Genomic DNA, 12,940 nt, shown 5'->3' with positions numbered 1-12,940 from the left:
ATTGACCCTTAACGTTCTTGCATTCCGCGCCGCGCGCCACTACGTCAAAACGACAAAGCGAGGATCTGCCATGGCGACCGGACCGAACCGCATTCTCGACGAATTCGCAAAGATCATGACCGATGCCGCGGGTGCCGCGCAGGGCGTTCGGCGCGAAGTGGAGACGGCGTTCCGGGCGCAAGCCGAGCGCATGCTGAATTCCATGGATGTGGTGCAGCGCGAAGAATTCGAGGCGGTGCGCGAGATGGCGGTCAAGGCGCGGGAAGACAACATCCAACTGGCGACGCGCGTCGAGGCGCTCGAGGCGAGGCTCGCCGAACTGACCGGACAGGCCGCATCCGCGGGTGCGGCGAAGCCCCGCGCAAAAAAATAATCGTTAAACTTTTCCACATAGCGCGATCCGAAAAATCGCTTTGCCGTGAATCGCTTACCGGCATTGCATGAATCTTTGTGACAGCCACCTTTCCACATGCGGATGACGCGGTGCGAAAAATTGGGCTGTTCACGCGACTCCCGATCAATAGACTGAATTTGTTGCATGATTCGAAGCAGGGTCATGCGCCGGGCGGTGGGGTCCGGTTGGGTCTTTGCGTTGGAAAGTCCTGACCGTCCGAGTTCTAGACAAGATTGTTCGTCGTGTGTGCCCCGCGGAGCGTGTGGCGCTCCCCTGAACACAGGAAGCATTCATGGAACTCCTCGAACTCGAATTCTCCCGCGAAATCCACCCGGTGGACGTCATCGAGCAGGTGGCCCACAACAATGACTGGTCCTTCGAGCGCGCCGGCGACGACGAGATTTCTATTTCGGTGGCCGGCAGCTGGACCGACTATCATGTCTCCTTTTCCTGGATGGAGGATTTCGAGGCGCTGCACCTGGCCTGCGCTTTCGACATCAAGGTGCCGGAGACGCGCGCGCTTGAAGTGATGCGGCTGTTGTCGCTGATCAACGAGCAGATGCTGTTCGGGCATTTCGACTTGTGGGAGCAGGAAGGCGCGATCATGTTCCGGCAGTCGCTGCTGCTTGCCGGCGGGGTCGAGCCGTCAAGCCAGCAGGTCGAGGTGCTTCTGTCGTCGGCGCTCGAAGCTTGCGAATGCTATTTCCAGGCCTTCCAGTTCGTCGTCTGGTCGGGTACATCGGCCAAGGACGCGCTCTCCAGCGTGCTCTTCGAGACCCACGGAAACGCCTGAATCAAGCCGATATCGCCGATGAGTTCCAGCAGCGAGCGCAAGCCCGAGATCAGCTTTGCAGATTTCGACCGTGTCGACATCCGCGCCGGCACGATCGTCGAAGCCGAGCCGTTTCCGGAAGCGCGCAAGCCGGCAATCAAGCTGAAGATTGATTTCGGCCCGGCGATCGGTGTGAAGAAGTCGTCGGCGCAGATCACCAAATACTACGCGCCGGAGACGCTTGTAGGCCGGCAGGTCTTCGCGGTGGTCAATTTCCCACCGCGCCAGATCGGTCCATTCATGTCGGAGGTCCTGACGCTCGGCTTTCCCGATGAAGAGGGCGCTGTCGTGCTTGGCGCCATCGAGCGCAGGGTGCCGGATGGCGGGCGCCTATTCTAGGATGCGCCGATATTCAGGTGAGGCCGGCTTGCGAATGGCGGTCTCCTGCGCTTCCGGTGCTCACGTACTTCAAGTACGCTCCGCGCCGGCTCTCGGAGCCCACCATTCTCAGCTCGGCCTGACCTGAATCTCGGCGCATCCTAATCGCCACGTTGTATCAGGCTGCCAGTTTACGAGTCCTGCCCTGCGCTTCGTCGACCGCGTCGAGGAACATTTCGGCGCAGGTCTTCCAGCTGTAGCGCATGGCGCGCTGGCGCGCTTCCGAGCGGTCGGTGTGAAGCGCCTGGAGCGCGGCCTCGCCCAGATCCTCGGACACGGCTCCGCCGACGCCATCGCCGACAATGTCGATCGGTCCGGTCACCGGATAGGCGGCCACCGGCGTTCCGCTGGCCAGCGCCTCGATGATGACGTTGCCGAAAGTGTCGGTGCGGCTCGGAAACACGAACACATCGGCCGAGGCGTAGATCTCGGCCAGCTCGTCGTTCGGGCGATGGCCGAGGAAATGCGCGTCGGGATAGCGCGCCTTGAGTTTCGCCAGTTCCGGCCCTTCGCCGACGATCACCTTGCTGCCGGGCAGGTCGAGGTCGAGGAAGGCGGTCAGGTTCTTTTCGATCGCGACGCGGCCGACGCACAGGAAGACCGGGCGCGGAAATCCGGTTTCCTTGCGCTTGTCGGGCCGGAAATGGTCGGTGTCGACGCCGCGCGTCCAGGGCCTCAGCTTGTTGAAGCCGCGCGCCGCGAGATCGTCCGACAGCGATTGCGTGGCGACAAGCGTGCCCTGTCCGGAATTGTGGAAGTCGCGCAGCCAGTTGTAAGCCCAGCTTTCCGGTACCGGCAGGCGGGCGCTGAGATATTCGGGAAAGCGCGTGTGGTAGCTGGTGGTGAAGGGGCGGCCGGCCTTGCGGCAATAGCGGCGCGCCATGATGCCGAGCGGACCCTCGGTGACGATGTGGATGTGGTCGGCCTTGGCGGCCTCGATCCGGCGCGCCACATGACCCGGCGTCGTCAGCGCGAGCCGGATGTCGGGATAGGTCGGCATCGGCAAAGTGCGAAAGAGGTTCGGCGTCAAGAAATCGAGCTCGACGTCGAAGGGCTTCAGCGCCTCGGTGAGGCGTTCGAGCGTGTGCACCACGCCATTGACCTGCGGCCGCCAAGCGTCGGTGACCATCAGGATGCGCATGGCGATCCCGCTGCGTATGACGGTCCATCGCCGCGATAATTCCTGGACGCGCCGGCGCGGTGCCGGAACGGCAGCCAGGCGGCAGCTCGCGCCTCGCTCCAGCGCACCCGGGCAGGGGCGGGATCGAAGCGGGGCGGCAGAGCCGAATCAACAAGGGTCGCGCGCTTCATGCGCGCTCTTCACCATGATTTCATGACGGGCGGATGAAGCTGTTTTTTGATTGATCATGATCTTGTCCGAAACGAAGGTCGGTCCGGGATCATGCTCTGGCTAGGCGGGCACCTTGATGACAGCGCGCAGGCCGCCGAGCGGACTGTCCTCGAGGCTGATGTCGCCGCCATGGCTGCGGGCGATGTCGCGGGCGATCGACAGGCCAAGTCCGGTGCCGCTGGCATCCAGGTTGCGCGCCTCGTCCAGCCGCAGAAATGGCTTGAACACCTCTTCACGCTTGTCGGGCGCGATACCCGGCCCATTGTCGTCGATGGTGACGGTGAGCGACCCACGGCCGTGGTTGGCGTGGACCTCGACGGTCTTGGCATAGCGGAAAGCATTGCCGATGACGTTCGAAAGCAAACGGGCAAAGGCGTTCGGCCGCACATGCACGGCCGGGTCGCCGGTCAGCGTCGTCGTAAGCTTGCAGCGACGCAATTGCGCTTCCTCGCCGAGCTTCTGGAAATAGGCCATGAGGTCGAAACGACCGGTATCCTCCGCGGCCTCGCCACGAGCAAAGGAGAGATAGCCTTCCAGCATCGACTGCATGTCGTCGATGTCCTGGTTCAGCGCGGCCTTGGTCTCGGCCTTGCCGCCGGCCAGCGCCAGCTGCAGCTTGAAGCGGGTGAGTATCGTCCTGAGGTCGTGGCTGACGCCGGTCAGCATGGCTGTACGTTGCTCGATCTGGCGCTCGATACGCTCCCGCATCTGGATGAAGGCGAAGCCGGCGCGGCGAACCTCCTCGGCGCCGCGGGGGCGGAAATCGCGGGGCATCGGCCGGCCCTTGCCGAAACTCTCGGCAGCCTCGGCGAGCGTCAGGATCGGCCTGATCTGATTGCGCAGGAAGGGAATGGCGATCATCAGCAGAACCAGCGAGGTGCCGACCATCCAGATCAGGAAGATATGCGTATTCGAGGCATAAGCCTGGCTGCGCCGCACGAAGACGCGCAGCACTTTGCCTTCGAGCTGGACGCGGACCTCGACGACGTTCGAGTTGCCGACCGTGTCGATCCAGAACGGACGGTTGATTTGTCTCGTGATCTCCGACGACAGCGCCTCGTCGAGGATCGAGAAGAACGGTTTTGGGCCCGGCGGCGGCAACGGATCTGGCGGCAGCAGATCCACTTTCAACTGCATGCGGTCCTGGGCGATGCGGATGATGTTGGCGTAGTCGGCGTCGTGCGGGTAGGTCTCCATCATGTCGATGACGGCCGCAATATCCGAGATCGTCGCCTGCGACAGGCGCTGGGTGACCGTCTGCCAGTGGCGTTCCATGAAGACGAAGGCAATCACCGACTGCAGCAGGATCATCGGCGCGATGACGATGATCAGCGAGCGGGCGTAGAGCCGCTTCGGCATGTAGAGCGCGATCAGGCGCCAGAACCGGTTCCAGGCGCGCGGCATCGCCCTCAGCGTCCGCAGCGCGAGATCGCCGGGGCCGCTCCCTTTCGGCTGTTCCAGTTGCGTGGTCGCCATTCGCCTTCCGCTCGTCGATGGCCTGTTCAGCAAAGGGCCTTCGACGGTAATCTATTCGACGCTGAGCCGATACCCAATACCGCGCACTGTCTGCAGCCACACCGGATTGGACGGATCGCGCTCGATCTTGCGGCGCAGCCGGTTGATCTGCACGTCGATGGTCCGCTCGCCGACATCCGATTCATCGCCCACCAGCTCATGGCGCGGTATGGTTTCGCCCGCTCGCGCGGCGAAGATCGCGAGGATTTCCTGCTCGCGGTCGGTCAGCTTAAGCGCCTCGCCGCCGCGCTTCAATTCGCGCTTGGCGATCTGGAACGTGTAAGGCCCGAACACCAGCTGTTCCACCTTCGGCGTCGCGGCCGGGCCGCCACGGCGCAGGATGTTGTTGATGCGCAGGATCAGCTCGCGCGGATCGAACGGTTTCGGCAGGTAATCATCGGCGCCGGCTTCCAGCCCGCTGATGCGGCTGTCGGTCTCGGACAGCGCCGTCAGCATCAGGATCGGCACGTTCTTCTCGGCCCGCAGCGCCTTGGTGAGATCGACGCCGGTTTCGCCCGGCATCATGACATCGAGCACCAGAAGGTCGAAGTCGAGGCCGGCGAGCTTGCGCCTGGCTTCGCCGGAATTGCCGGCGACAGTGACGCGAAAGCCATTCTCGGACAGATACTGCTTGAGCAGGTTGCGGATACGCGTGTCGTCATCGACGACCAGAAGATGCGGCGCGTCATCGTCGGGCGCGGCCGGATGATCGACCTTCTCAATGGTCTCCATGGTTCTTCCCCGATGTTTGCGCAGGCACAATGTCGATCTGCGCTCTTAGTTCCGGATTGACCATCGCTTCCAGGAATCGCTCGATCGTGGCGCGTTCGGTGGCTCCGGAATCCTCCAATGCCGCACGGATGCGGCGCGACTGTGGCCGCGCCAGCGCCAAGGCCAGCGCGCGGCCCTTGGCGGTCGGGTAGAGCTCGCGCTGCCGGCGATCGCGCGGCCCCTGCACCTGGACGATATGGTCTGTGTCGATCAACTGCTTCAAGACCCGCGCAAGGCTCTGCTTGGTGATCTTCAGCACATCGAGCAGTTCCGCGACGGTAAGGCCCGGCCTGCGGTTGACGAAGTGCAGCACACGGTGATGGGCGCGGCCGAAGCCATAGTCGGCGAGGATCTGGTCCGGGTCGGAGGTGAAATCGCGATAGGCGAAAAAGAACAGTTCGATGATGGCGAAGTCGATGCCGTCCTCATCGGCGATCGCCGTCCTGATCGGTTTTCCGGCTGCGGGGCTCGTCATCATTTCTCCATGCGAGGCGGGAATTATGTCAGTACTATTGACGTAATTCCCGGGCAATGATAATTTTTGACAAGCTTTTCGGCGGATTGCGAACGAAAAGGCAAGCGGAAGCCGTTTTTCCGGAACTTCCTGAGTTTGCCACGAATTGAATATCCGCCTACGCTTCCAAGCACTGGCCAGCGTTTCGGATCCTCTTCGGATCCTGTGATGGGGCCGGCACGAAGGCTATAAAAAACATAACGATTTGCGGGCACCCGCCCGCGGGAGGTTTCCATGGCATCCGTTCCCTTCGATCAACTGGACGGCTTCATCTGGATGAACGGCGAGTTCGTCAAATGGGCCGACGCCAAGATCCATGTGCTGACCCATGGCCTGCACTATGCCAGCGCCGTCTTCGAGGGCGAGCGCGCCTATGGCGGCCAGATCTTCAAGCTGACCGAGCACAATGAGCGTCTGCATGAATCGGCACGCCTGCTCGGCTTCAAGATTCCCTATCCGGTCGCCGAGATCGACGAGGCCTGCCGGACGCTTTTGAAGAAACAGGGTTTCCAGGATGCCTATGTGCGTCCGATCGCCTGGCGCGGCAGCGAGCAGATGGGCGTCTCGGCGCAGAACAACCGCATCAATTGCGCCATCGCCATCTGGCAGTGGCCGAGCTATTTCGACCCCGCGCAGAAACTCAAGGGCATCCGCCTCGATGTCGCCGAATGGCGCCGGCCAGATCCGCGCACCGCGCCGTCCAAGTCCAAGGCCGCCGGCCTCTACATGATCTGCACGCTGTCCAAGCATGCTGCCGAGGCCAAGGGCTATGCCGACGCCATGATGCTCGACTGGCGCGGCCAGGTGGCGGAAGCCACCGGCGCCAACATCTTCTTCGTCAAGGACGGCAAGATCCATACGCCGACGCCCGACTGCTTCCTAGACGGCATCACCCGCCGCACGGTGATCGCCCTGGCGAAGGACCGTGGTTTCGAAGTGATCGAGCGCGCCATCATGCCGGAAGAGCTCGAAGGTTTCGAGCAATGCTTCCTGACCGGTACCGCGGCCGAGGTGACACCGGTTTCGGAGATCGGTCCATACCGATTCGAGGTCGGCGAGATCGCCAAGACGTTGATGAACGACTATTCTGCTGCAGTGCAACCAAAGCACGCCATCGCCGCAGAATAGCGATAGTCACAGCTTTTTTGTGCTATAGGGGCGGTTTTGCAGCCGCCCCTTTTATTTAAGCTTTTGCGCATTTGACTTTCGAACAATTCGGCGTCTCATGATGGCGTCGGCCCGAGGAGGCTGGCGGCTATGGAGGGACTAGTTACATGGATACGAACACGCTTGTTGCGATCGTTATACAGGTGATTACGGGTATCATCGGTGGCCAAGCGGTCGGCGCGGCGCTGAAACAGGCGGCACTGGGTCAGCTCCCCAAGATCCTCGGCGGCGCAATCGGCGGCGTCGGCGGTGCGGCCATCCTGGGCAGCCTGCTCGGCGGCGGTACGGTCGATCCGACGGCGGCTGCCGCGGCTGCGGGCGGATTGGGCAGCGCGCTGAACATTCCGAACATCGTCGGCGGCGCCGGCGGCGGCGCCATCCTGACCGCCATCATCGGCGCGGTCATGGGTGCGATGAAGAAGTAAGGTCTGTCGCTTCAGGCCTTCAAATGGGCGGCTTCGGCCGCCCATTTCGTTGCGGGGATATTTATGCCGGCCGGCAGTGGACGGCGTCTGCCGCCCTGTCTACATCAGGGCGACAACCGGAGCGGTTCGGACTTTTCCTGGAATTGCTCGAGAAAGGAAAGCCATGGGTCAGCTCAATGCCGGCATCGTGCCGGTCACGCCGTTCCAGCAGAACTGCACCATTTTGTTCGACATGGACGACAAGAACGGCGTCGTCGTCGATCCGGGCGGCGATATTGACCAGGTGCTCAAGGCGCTGAAGGACAATGCCATCAAGGCCGGCGCGATCTGGATAACGCATGGCCATATCGACCATGCCGGCGGCGCAATGGAGTTGAAGGATGCGCTGGGCATCGACATTATCGGCCCGCACGAAGCCGACAAGCCGCTGCTTGCCAATCTCGAGAACCAGGCCAAGCGCTTCGGCCTGACCGATCCGGTGCGTAACTGCGTGCCGGACCGCTTCCTCAGCGAAGGCGAGACGGTATCCTTCGGCAGTCACGTGTTCGAAGTGCTGCATTGCCCGGGACACGCGCCGGGCCATGTCGTCTACTACAACCGCGCGGCCAAATTCGCGCATGTCGGCGACGTGCTGTTCCGCGGCTCGATCGGCCGCACCGATCTGCCTGGAGGCGACCACGCCGCGCTGATCGCCTCGATCAAGGACAAGCTTCTGCCGCTTGGCGACGATATCGGTTTCATCTGCGGCCATGGACCGGGCAGCCGTTTCGGCGACGAGCGGCGGACCAATCCCTTTCTCACCTGACCCACATGCAAAGAAAAAGCGCCGCTGGAAGCGGCGCTTTTCTGGGCAGGGAACCCAGGCGATTGCTGAAGCTCCGGCTAGTTGGCGACGCAGAAATGCTGCTCGCCATCATTGCCGGTGAACGTGCCGGTACGCGAGTTGAAGGTGCGGTAGCGGTCCGAGCAATACTCATACCAGCCGCGGGTCCACGGCTCTGCGTAGCGGTCGGCATAGACGACACGCGGCTGCTGCACGTAGTAGCGGCGCACCGGCCGATCGACATAGTAGTCGTCACCATAGGCCGGTTCGTAATAGCGCGGTCCGGGGTTGCTGAGCGCGCTGCCGATCAGGGCGCCGGCCGCGAGGCCGACAACGCCGGCAGCAAGAGCGTCGCCGTTATGATGGCGATGATGATGCCAACGCCAGTCGTCGGCATTGGCCCTCGAGAAGGTGGCCAGGGTGGTCGCGGCGATGCCAACGCCCAGGATGGCGGTCTTGAGAAAACGGTTCATCTTCGGTCTCCTTCGCGCCGGCCCGTGCATTTTTCAGGGGATGCGAGCCGGCTTTAGCAAAGGTTAATAGAAGACCGTGGCTGAACGGAGGCTGAACGGAAATCGGCGTAATCGATTTTTCGTGGCCTGGCGATTTCGAGGCCTGGCGGTTTTTCGAGGATCGAGCACAGCCCGATACCGGGCGGGAGCGGTCCCGCCTGAAAAGCCTCCGTCGGATCCGTCGGGAGCCGGCTTAGCCGATCGACAGATTGACGGCCTTCGGACCCTTGCCGCGCTTGTCCGGCTCGGTGTCGAATGTCACTTTCTGCCCATCCTCAAGACCGGGAAGGCCCGACGCCTGCACGGCCGAGATGTGGACGAAGACATCCTTTGCGCCATCGTCGGGCGTGATGAAGCCGAAGCCCTTGGCATGGTTGAAGAATTTGACGGTGCCGGTCTGCGGCATGGGAAACTCCTTTGATCCCATCAAGTCAAGTCTCGGGCCGGCAAATTGCCCGAGAGGAAATTTGTCCTTTATTTTAGCGTCATCGGCAAGAGAAAGTTTTCGCCTGCCGATCCAAGCATTTGCGCGCGAAAAAGGCGCGACGGTTCGGTCGCGCCTTCGCAATTTCGAGCCTGTCCAAAAGCCCGTTCAGGATCCTGCCGCATCATTGCATCCGCAAAGGACAGGCGATTGCGCCGGTCAGGCGGCGCGCAGGTTGACCGCCTTCGGGCCCTTGCCCATGCGGTCCGGCTCGACGTCGAAGGTGACCTTCTGGCCGTCGACCAGCGTGCGCAGGCCGGATGCCTCGATCGCGGAAATATGGACGAACACGTCCTTGGCGCCGCCATCCGGCGTGATGAAGCCGAAGCCTTTGGTGGCGTTGAAGAACTTTACGGTACCGGTCTGGGCCATTGGGGAAACTCCTTCACCCGTGTCAGTCTTGTGGTTTGCCCGCTGCCTCGCGCCTTGGGCAAATCCCGGTGGTTGCTTCGGCGGTCATGCATTCGCGCATGGTCAAACCCCCCGCCGAAAAACGGGGCTGTCAGAGATTCACACTTATCGGGGAAAGGTCGTCCAAAACGTTCCGCTCTCCGGGTCGCAAATGCCCGAACGGGGAAATTTATTACACGGAAACGTGATGGTTGCAAGACGACGGTCGCGGGCGGCCTGCGGCGCGTCCAACGCTGGGCCTCGATAGACCCCGTGCCGGCACGGGTCATCGGCCAGAGAGGGGCCAAGCATGGGCCAGAGCGAGGCCGTCGGCCAAGGGCTTGGCGGCGCCACAAACGATGGTTGCGTTTGCCGCGAGGAATGCGAGGCTATCGCGAGTCGGCATGGGGGTGCCGGACGGAGGAGGACACATGCGCTTGCTGGCGATTTGTCGACAGAGCCCGGTCATTTTCATTCTCGCGGCGCTGCTGGCGGCCTGTACCGTGGTGGTCGACGATGGGCCCCGGCCGCGCCCGCCCAGGCCGCATCCGCAGCTCTGCACCATGCAATACCAACCGGTCTGCGCTCGGCGCGGCGGCGATCGCCAGACCTTCGCCAATGCCTGCTTGGCCGAAAGGGAAGGCTACCGCATCGTGCGTGACGGCCCTTGCCGCGACGGCGGTGGTGGAGGCGGCGAGCAGACATTCTGCACACGCGAATACGCTCCGGTCTGCGCCAGGCGCCATGGGCAAGTGCGCACCTTCCCGAACGCATGCGAGGCGCGCGCGGCGGACTATCGCATCGTCGGCGACGGGCCCTGCTGAGAAGCAACGCGCTGTCCGGCTCAACAGGCGGGTATGGACACCGCAATGCGCATGGTGTTGCTTAGCCTTGAATCTCTTGCCCGCATGGCTTAGGTCCGGCGGACCAACAAACACGGCAGGTTTCCCATTAACAGAGATCAAAGAAGAGCGGCGAATGCGGGCGGCAAGCCGGGAACGGCCAGCCCGCTCGATCCCTATGTGCAACGGGCGCTGCAGCTGCACCAGGCCGGGCGCCGTCAGGAAGCCGAGGCGCTCTACCGGCAGGTCCTGGGGCAGCAGCCAAACCATGCCGCCGCCTTGCACTTCCTCGGACTGCTGCTGCACCAGACCGGCCGCAGCGAGGAGGGGCTCGAGCTCATCGAGCAGTCGGTGACGCTGCAGCCCAGGAATGCCGACTTCCTCAACAATATGGGCACCGTCATGCGCGACCTCGGCCGGGTCGCCGCCGCGGTCGATTTCTTTCGCGGCGCGGTGGATATCAAGCCGGACCAGCTGGCCGCGCGCGACAATCTCGGCTCGTCGCTGAAGCAGCTCGGCCAGTTCGACGCCGCCGAGGAGGTCTTTCGCGGCACGATCGGCCGCAACCCATTTCATGTCCGCGCCCGCATTGGGCTTGCGGAAACGCTGCAGGAGGCCGGGCGGCTGGATGAGGCGATCAAGCTGTTCCGCGAGTCCTTGTCGATCCGGCCGAAGGACGCCGAGCTGCTCTATGGACTCGGCGTGGCCATGATGGAGAAGGGCAAGCTCGAAGAAGCCGCCGATCTTGCTCGGCAGGCGGTGGCGGTTGTTCCCGGCATGGCCAAGGCCTGGCTGCTTTTGACCCAGGTCAAGCGTCAGACCGAACGCGACAAGGAGCTTGCCGGCATGGAGGCCGAGCATGCCAAGGCGCCACAGGGCAGCCTCGCGCGCATGCAGCTTTCCTTCGGTCTCGGCAAGGTCAATGACGACCTCAAGGACTATGGCCGCGCTTTCGACTATTTCGCCGAGGGCAATGCCATCCGCCGCCAGGGTATCGACTACGATCCGGTGCGCACGCGCGGCGAATTCGAGGCGATGAAAGCGGCCTTCGACAAGGCTTTCTTCGAGAAGCACCGGACAAGCGATATTTCAGACGACACGCCGATCTTCGTCGTCGGCATGCCGCGTTCCGGCACCACGCTGGTCGAGCAGATCATCGCCAGCCATCCGCAGGTCTATGGCGCCGGCGAGTTGAGCATCCTAAAGACGGTCGTCGGCAAGCAGTTTCCGATGAGCATGCCGGGTGGATTTCCCGCCGGGATCGTCGGTATGCCAGACAAGGCCTTCGCCGAGGCCGGTCAGGCGTATCTCGACATGCTGCATAGCCGCTATCCGGGCTACCGCCATGTCACCGACAAGATGCCGGGCAACTTCATGCTGGTCGGCTTCATGCACATGATGCTGCCGAAGGCCAAGATCGTCCATTGCGCGCGCGACGCGGCGGCGACGTGCCTGTCGATCTTCAAGGTGCATTTCCGCGGCGACAGCCACCGCTATGGCTACGACCTTGGCGAGCTCGCGGATTTCCATAACCTCTACACCGACATCATGGCGCATTGGCACAAGGTGCTGCCGGGCGTCGTGCACGATGTGCGTTATGAGGATTTCGTCGCCGACCAGGAAGGGCAGACGCGGGCGCTGATGGCGCATCTCGGCCTGCCCTGGGACGACAAGGTTCTGTCCTTCCACGAGACGGACCGGCCGGTGCGCACGGCTTCGGCCGCGCAGGTGCGCCAGCCGATGTATCAGGGCTCGGTCGATCTGTGGAAACGGTATGGGGATCGGCTGAAGCCGCTGCTGGATAAGCTGGGCTGATATTGAGGTGAGGCCGGCCTGCGAACGGCGGTTCCCTGCGCTTCCGGTGCTCACGTACTTTAAGTACGCTCCGCTCCGGTTCTCGGAAACCACCATTCTCGACTCGGCCTGACCTCAATCTCAACCCAGCTTGAGGCCGAGTTTCAAAGCCCGATGAATGGCTGGAAGCCGCCGAAGATCATGCGCTTGCCATCGAAGGGCATGGCGGACCAGTCCATCTTGAGGCGCTCATCGGCCATCACCTTGGCCATGACCGCGTCGCGGCTCTGTCTGGATTCGTAGACGACCCAGGCGAAGATGACGATCTCGTCGTCCTTCGCCTGCACGGCACGCGGAAACGAGGTCAGCTCGCCATACGGCACGTCGTCGCCGATGCATTCGACATAGGAGAGCGCGCCGTGCTCCATCCATATCGGGCCCGCTGTGTTGGCCAGCTTCTTGTAGTCGTCGAGATTTGCCTTCGGCACGGCAATCACGAAACCGTCGACATAGGACATGGTGAAACTCCTTGGTTGGGCATGGCTTTCCCTTCTCCCCTTGCGGGAGAAGGTGGATCGGCGCGCAGCGCCGAGACGGATGAGGGGTGTTCCAGCCCGGCGCCAAGCTACCCCTCACCCGGATTGCCAGCCGATTTGCGAAGGGCAAATCGGGGCAATCCGACCTCTCCCACAGGGAGGGTTTTGCACGGGAGCCGATATTTAGCGCACGAGGCAGATGGGCGTTTTTT

Annotated in this window: 16 protein-coding genes; 8 read left to right on the top strand and 8 right to left on the bottom strand. The window is 62.7% G+C overall.

Going from position 1 to position 12,940, the window contains the following annotated elements; translation table 11 throughout:
• The first annotated feature begins 70 nt into the window (after positions 1-70).
• The 3 genes from E5X34_RS26375 to E5X34_RS26365 all read left to right on the top strand — a co-directional run bounded on the left by E5X34_RS26375 (position 71) and on the right by E5X34_RS26365 (position 1,565).
• Positions 71-373 (top strand): accessory factor UbiK family protein, encoded by a 303-nt coding sequence (locus E5X34_RS26375; RefSeq protein ID WP_292571054.1) that lies wholly within the window; start codon positions 71-73, stop codon positions 371-373.
• Between the two features lie 313 nt (positions 374-686).
• Positions 687-1,187 (top strand): YbjN domain-containing protein, encoded by a 501-nt coding sequence (locus E5X34_RS26370; RefSeq protein ID WP_040989643.1) that lies wholly within the window; start codon positions 687-689, stop codon positions 1,185-1,187.
• Between the two features lie 18 nt (positions 1,188-1,205).
• Positions 1,206-1,565 carry a tRNA-binding protein gene (locus E5X34_RS26365; RefSeq protein ID WP_126081670.1) on the top strand — a complete coding sequence of 120 codons (360 nt, stop codon included), beginning with the start codon at positions 1,206-1,208 and terminating at the stop codon, positions 1,563-1,565.
• A gap of 157 nt (positions 1,566-1,722) precedes the next feature.
• On the opposite strand, the gene E5X34_RS26360 is transcribed toward E5X34_RS26365, so the two are convergent.
• The 4 genes from E5X34_RS26360 to E5X34_RS26345 form a co-directional block, all read right to left on the bottom strand.
• Positions 1,723-2,745 carry a glycosyltransferase family 1 protein gene (locus E5X34_RS26360; protein ID WP_292570919.1) on the bottom strand — a complete coding sequence of 341 codons (1,023 nt, stop codon included), beginning with the start codon at positions 2,743-2,745 and terminating at the stop codon, positions 1,723-1,725.
• 270 nt (positions 2,746-3,015) lie between these two features.
• Positions 3,016-4,431 carry an ATP-binding protein gene (locus E5X34_RS26355; RefSeq protein ID WP_292570916.1) on the bottom strand — a complete coding sequence of 472 codons (1,416 nt, stop codon included), beginning with the start codon at positions 4,429-4,431 and terminating at the stop codon, positions 3,016-3,018.
• Positions 4,432-4,482: 51 nt separating this feature from the next.
• Complete coding sequence (locus E5X34_RS26350) at positions 4,483-5,202, bottom strand: response regulator transcription factor (RefSeq protein WP_126081672.1); 720 nt, start codon at positions 5,200-5,202, stop codon at positions 4,483-4,485.
• On the bottom strand, positions 5,189-5,716 hold the full coding sequence (locus E5X34_RS26345; RefSeq protein WP_042647466.1) for a MarR family transcriptional regulator: 528 nt from the start codon (positions 5,714-5,716) through the stop codon (positions 5,189-5,191). Before E5X34_RS26345 ends, E5X34_RS26350 begins: the two co-directional genes overlap by 14 nt.
• 273 nt (positions 5,717-5,989) lie before the next feature.
• Here E5X34_RS26345 and E5X34_RS26340 point away from each other — a divergent pair, with 273 nt between their 5' ends.
• From E5X34_RS26340 to E5X34_RS26330, 3 genes are all read left to right on the top strand, one after another.
• Positions 5,990-6,883 carry a branched-chain amino acid aminotransferase gene (locus E5X34_RS26340; protein ID WP_292570913.1) on the top strand — a complete coding sequence of 298 codons (894 nt, stop codon included), beginning with the start codon at positions 5,990-5,992 and terminating at the stop codon, positions 6,881-6,883.
• Between the two features lie 146 nt (positions 6,884-7,029).
• Positions 7,030-7,347 carry a hypothetical protein gene (locus E5X34_RS26335; RefSeq protein WP_292570910.1) on the top strand — a complete coding sequence of 106 codons (318 nt, stop codon included), beginning with the start codon at positions 7,030-7,032 and terminating at the stop codon, positions 7,345-7,347.
• A gap of 163 nt (positions 7,348-7,510) precedes the next feature.
• The gene (locus E5X34_RS26330; RefSeq protein WP_292570907.1) at positions 7,511-8,152 is read left to right on the top strand and encodes an MBL fold metallo-hydrolase; all 642 of its coding nucleotides are present in this window, start codon (positions 7,511-7,513) and stop codon (positions 8,150-8,152) included.
• Positions 8,153-8,229: 77 nt separating this feature from the next.
• Here the strand turns inward: E5X34_RS26330 and E5X34_RS26325 are convergent, their stop codons facing one another.
• The 3 genes from E5X34_RS26325 to E5X34_RS26315 all read right to left on the bottom strand — a co-directional run bounded on the left by E5X34_RS26325 (position 8,230) and on the right by E5X34_RS26315 (position 9,538).
• Complete coding sequence (locus E5X34_RS26325; protein WP_292570904.1) at positions 8,230-8,643, bottom strand: BA14K family protein; 414 nt, start codon at positions 8,641-8,643, stop codon at positions 8,230-8,232.
• A gap of 232 nt (positions 8,644-8,875) precedes the next feature.
• Positions 8,876-9,088 carry a cold-shock protein gene (locus tag E5X34_RS26320; protein ID WP_006202521.1) on the bottom strand — a complete coding sequence of 71 codons (213 nt, stop codon included), beginning with the start codon at positions 9,086-9,088 and terminating at the stop codon, positions 8,876-8,878.
• A gap of 237 nt (positions 9,089-9,325) precedes the next feature.
• Positions 9,326-9,538, bottom strand: a complete 213-nt coding sequence (locus tag E5X34_RS26315) for a cold-shock protein (RefSeq protein ID WP_006202520.1) — start codon at positions 9,536-9,538, stop codon at positions 9,326-9,328.
• Positions 9,539-9,987: 449 nt separating this feature from the next.
• Between E5X34_RS26315 and E5X34_RS26310 the strand changes: the two genes are divergently transcribed.
• A complete protein-coding gene (locus tag E5X34_RS26310) occupies positions 9,988-10,380 on the top strand; it encodes a Kazal-type serine protease inhibitor domain-containing protein (RefSeq protein WP_292570901.1) in 393 nt (130 codons plus the stop codon).
• 198 nt (positions 10,381-10,578) lie between these two features.
• Positions 10,579-12,213 (top strand): tetratricopeptide repeat-containing sulfotransferase family protein, encoded by a 1,635-nt coding sequence (locus E5X34_RS26305; protein ID WP_292570898.1) that lies wholly within the window; start codon positions 10,579-10,581, stop codon positions 12,211-12,213.
• A 143-nt stretch (positions 12,214-12,356) separates the two neighbouring features.
• On the opposite strand, the gene E5X34_RS26300 is transcribed toward E5X34_RS26305, so the two are convergent.
• A complete protein-coding gene (locus E5X34_RS26300) occupies positions 12,357-12,710 on the bottom strand; it encodes a DUF1428 family protein (protein WP_292570895.1) in 354 nt (117 codons plus the stop codon).
• Positions 12,711-12,940: the final 230 nt, after the last annotated feature.

Source organism: Mesorhizobium sp. (assembly GCF_004963255.1).
GTDB lineage: Bacteria > Pseudomonadota > Alphaproteobacteria > Rhizobiales > Rhizobiaceae > Mesorhizobium.
This window is presented reverse-complemented; position numbering and strand designations above follow the sequence as displayed.

What these genes read in the sequence shown, in the direction of transcription:
- E5X34_RS26375 (WP_292571054.1), top strand. Translation starts at nt 71, where the DNA reads ATGGCGACCGGACCGAACCGCATTCTCGACGAATTCGCAAAGATCATG.
- E5X34_RS26370 (WP_040989643.1), top strand. Translation starts at nt 687, where the DNA reads ATGGAACTCCTCGAACTCGAATTCTCCCGCGAAATCCACCCGGTGGAC.
- E5X34_RS26365 (WP_126081670.1), top strand. Translation starts at nt 1,206, where the DNA reads ATGAGTTCCAGCAGCGAGCGCAAGCCCGAGATCAGCTTTGCAGATTTC.
- E5X34_RS26360 (WP_292570919.1), bottom strand. Translation starts at nt 2,745, where the DNA reads ATGCGCATCCTGATGGTCACCGACGCTTGGCGGCCGCAGGTCAATGGC.
- E5X34_RS26355 (WP_292570916.1), bottom strand. Translation starts at nt 4,431, where the DNA reads ATGGCGACCACGCAACTGGAACAGCCGAAAGGGAGCGGCCCCGGCGAT.
- E5X34_RS26350 (WP_126081672.1), bottom strand. Translation starts at nt 5,202, where the DNA reads ATGGAGACCATTGAGAAGGTCGATCATCCGGCCGCGCCCGACGATGAC.
- E5X34_RS26345 (WP_042647466.1), bottom strand. Translation starts at nt 5,716, where the DNA reads ATGACGAGCCCCGCAGCCGGAAAACCGATCAGGACGGCGATCGCCGAT.
- E5X34_RS26340 (WP_292570913.1), top strand. Translation starts at nt 5,990, where the DNA reads ATGGCATCCGTTCCCTTCGATCAACTGGACGGCTTCATCTGGATGAAC.
- E5X34_RS26335 (WP_292570910.1), top strand. Translation starts at nt 7,030, where the DNA reads ATGGATACGAACACGCTTGTTGCGATCGTTATACAGGTGATTACGGGT.
- E5X34_RS26330 (WP_292570907.1), top strand. Translation starts at nt 7,511, where the DNA reads ATGGGTCAGCTCAATGCCGGCATCGTGCCGGTCACGCCGTTCCAGCAG.
- E5X34_RS26325 (WP_292570904.1), bottom strand. Translation starts at nt 8,643, where the DNA reads ATGAACCGTTTTCTCAAGACCGCCATCCTGGGCGTTGGCATCGCCGCG.
- E5X34_RS26320 (WP_006202521.1), bottom strand. Translation starts at nt 9,088, where the DNA reads ATGCCGCAGACCGGCACCGTCAAATTCTTCAACCATGCCAAGGGCTTC.
- E5X34_RS26315 (WP_006202520.1), bottom strand. Translation starts at nt 9,538, where the DNA reads ATGGCCCAGACCGGTACCGTAAAGTTCTTCAACGCCACCAAAGGCTTC.
- E5X34_RS26310 (WP_292570901.1), top strand. Translation starts at nt 9,988, where the DNA reads ATGCGCTTGCTGGCGATTTGTCGACAGAGCCCGGTCATTTTCATTCTC.
- E5X34_RS26300 (WP_292570895.1), bottom strand. Translation starts at nt 12,710, where the DNA reads ATGTCCTATGTCGACGGTTTCGTGATTGCCGTGCCGAAGGCAAATCTC.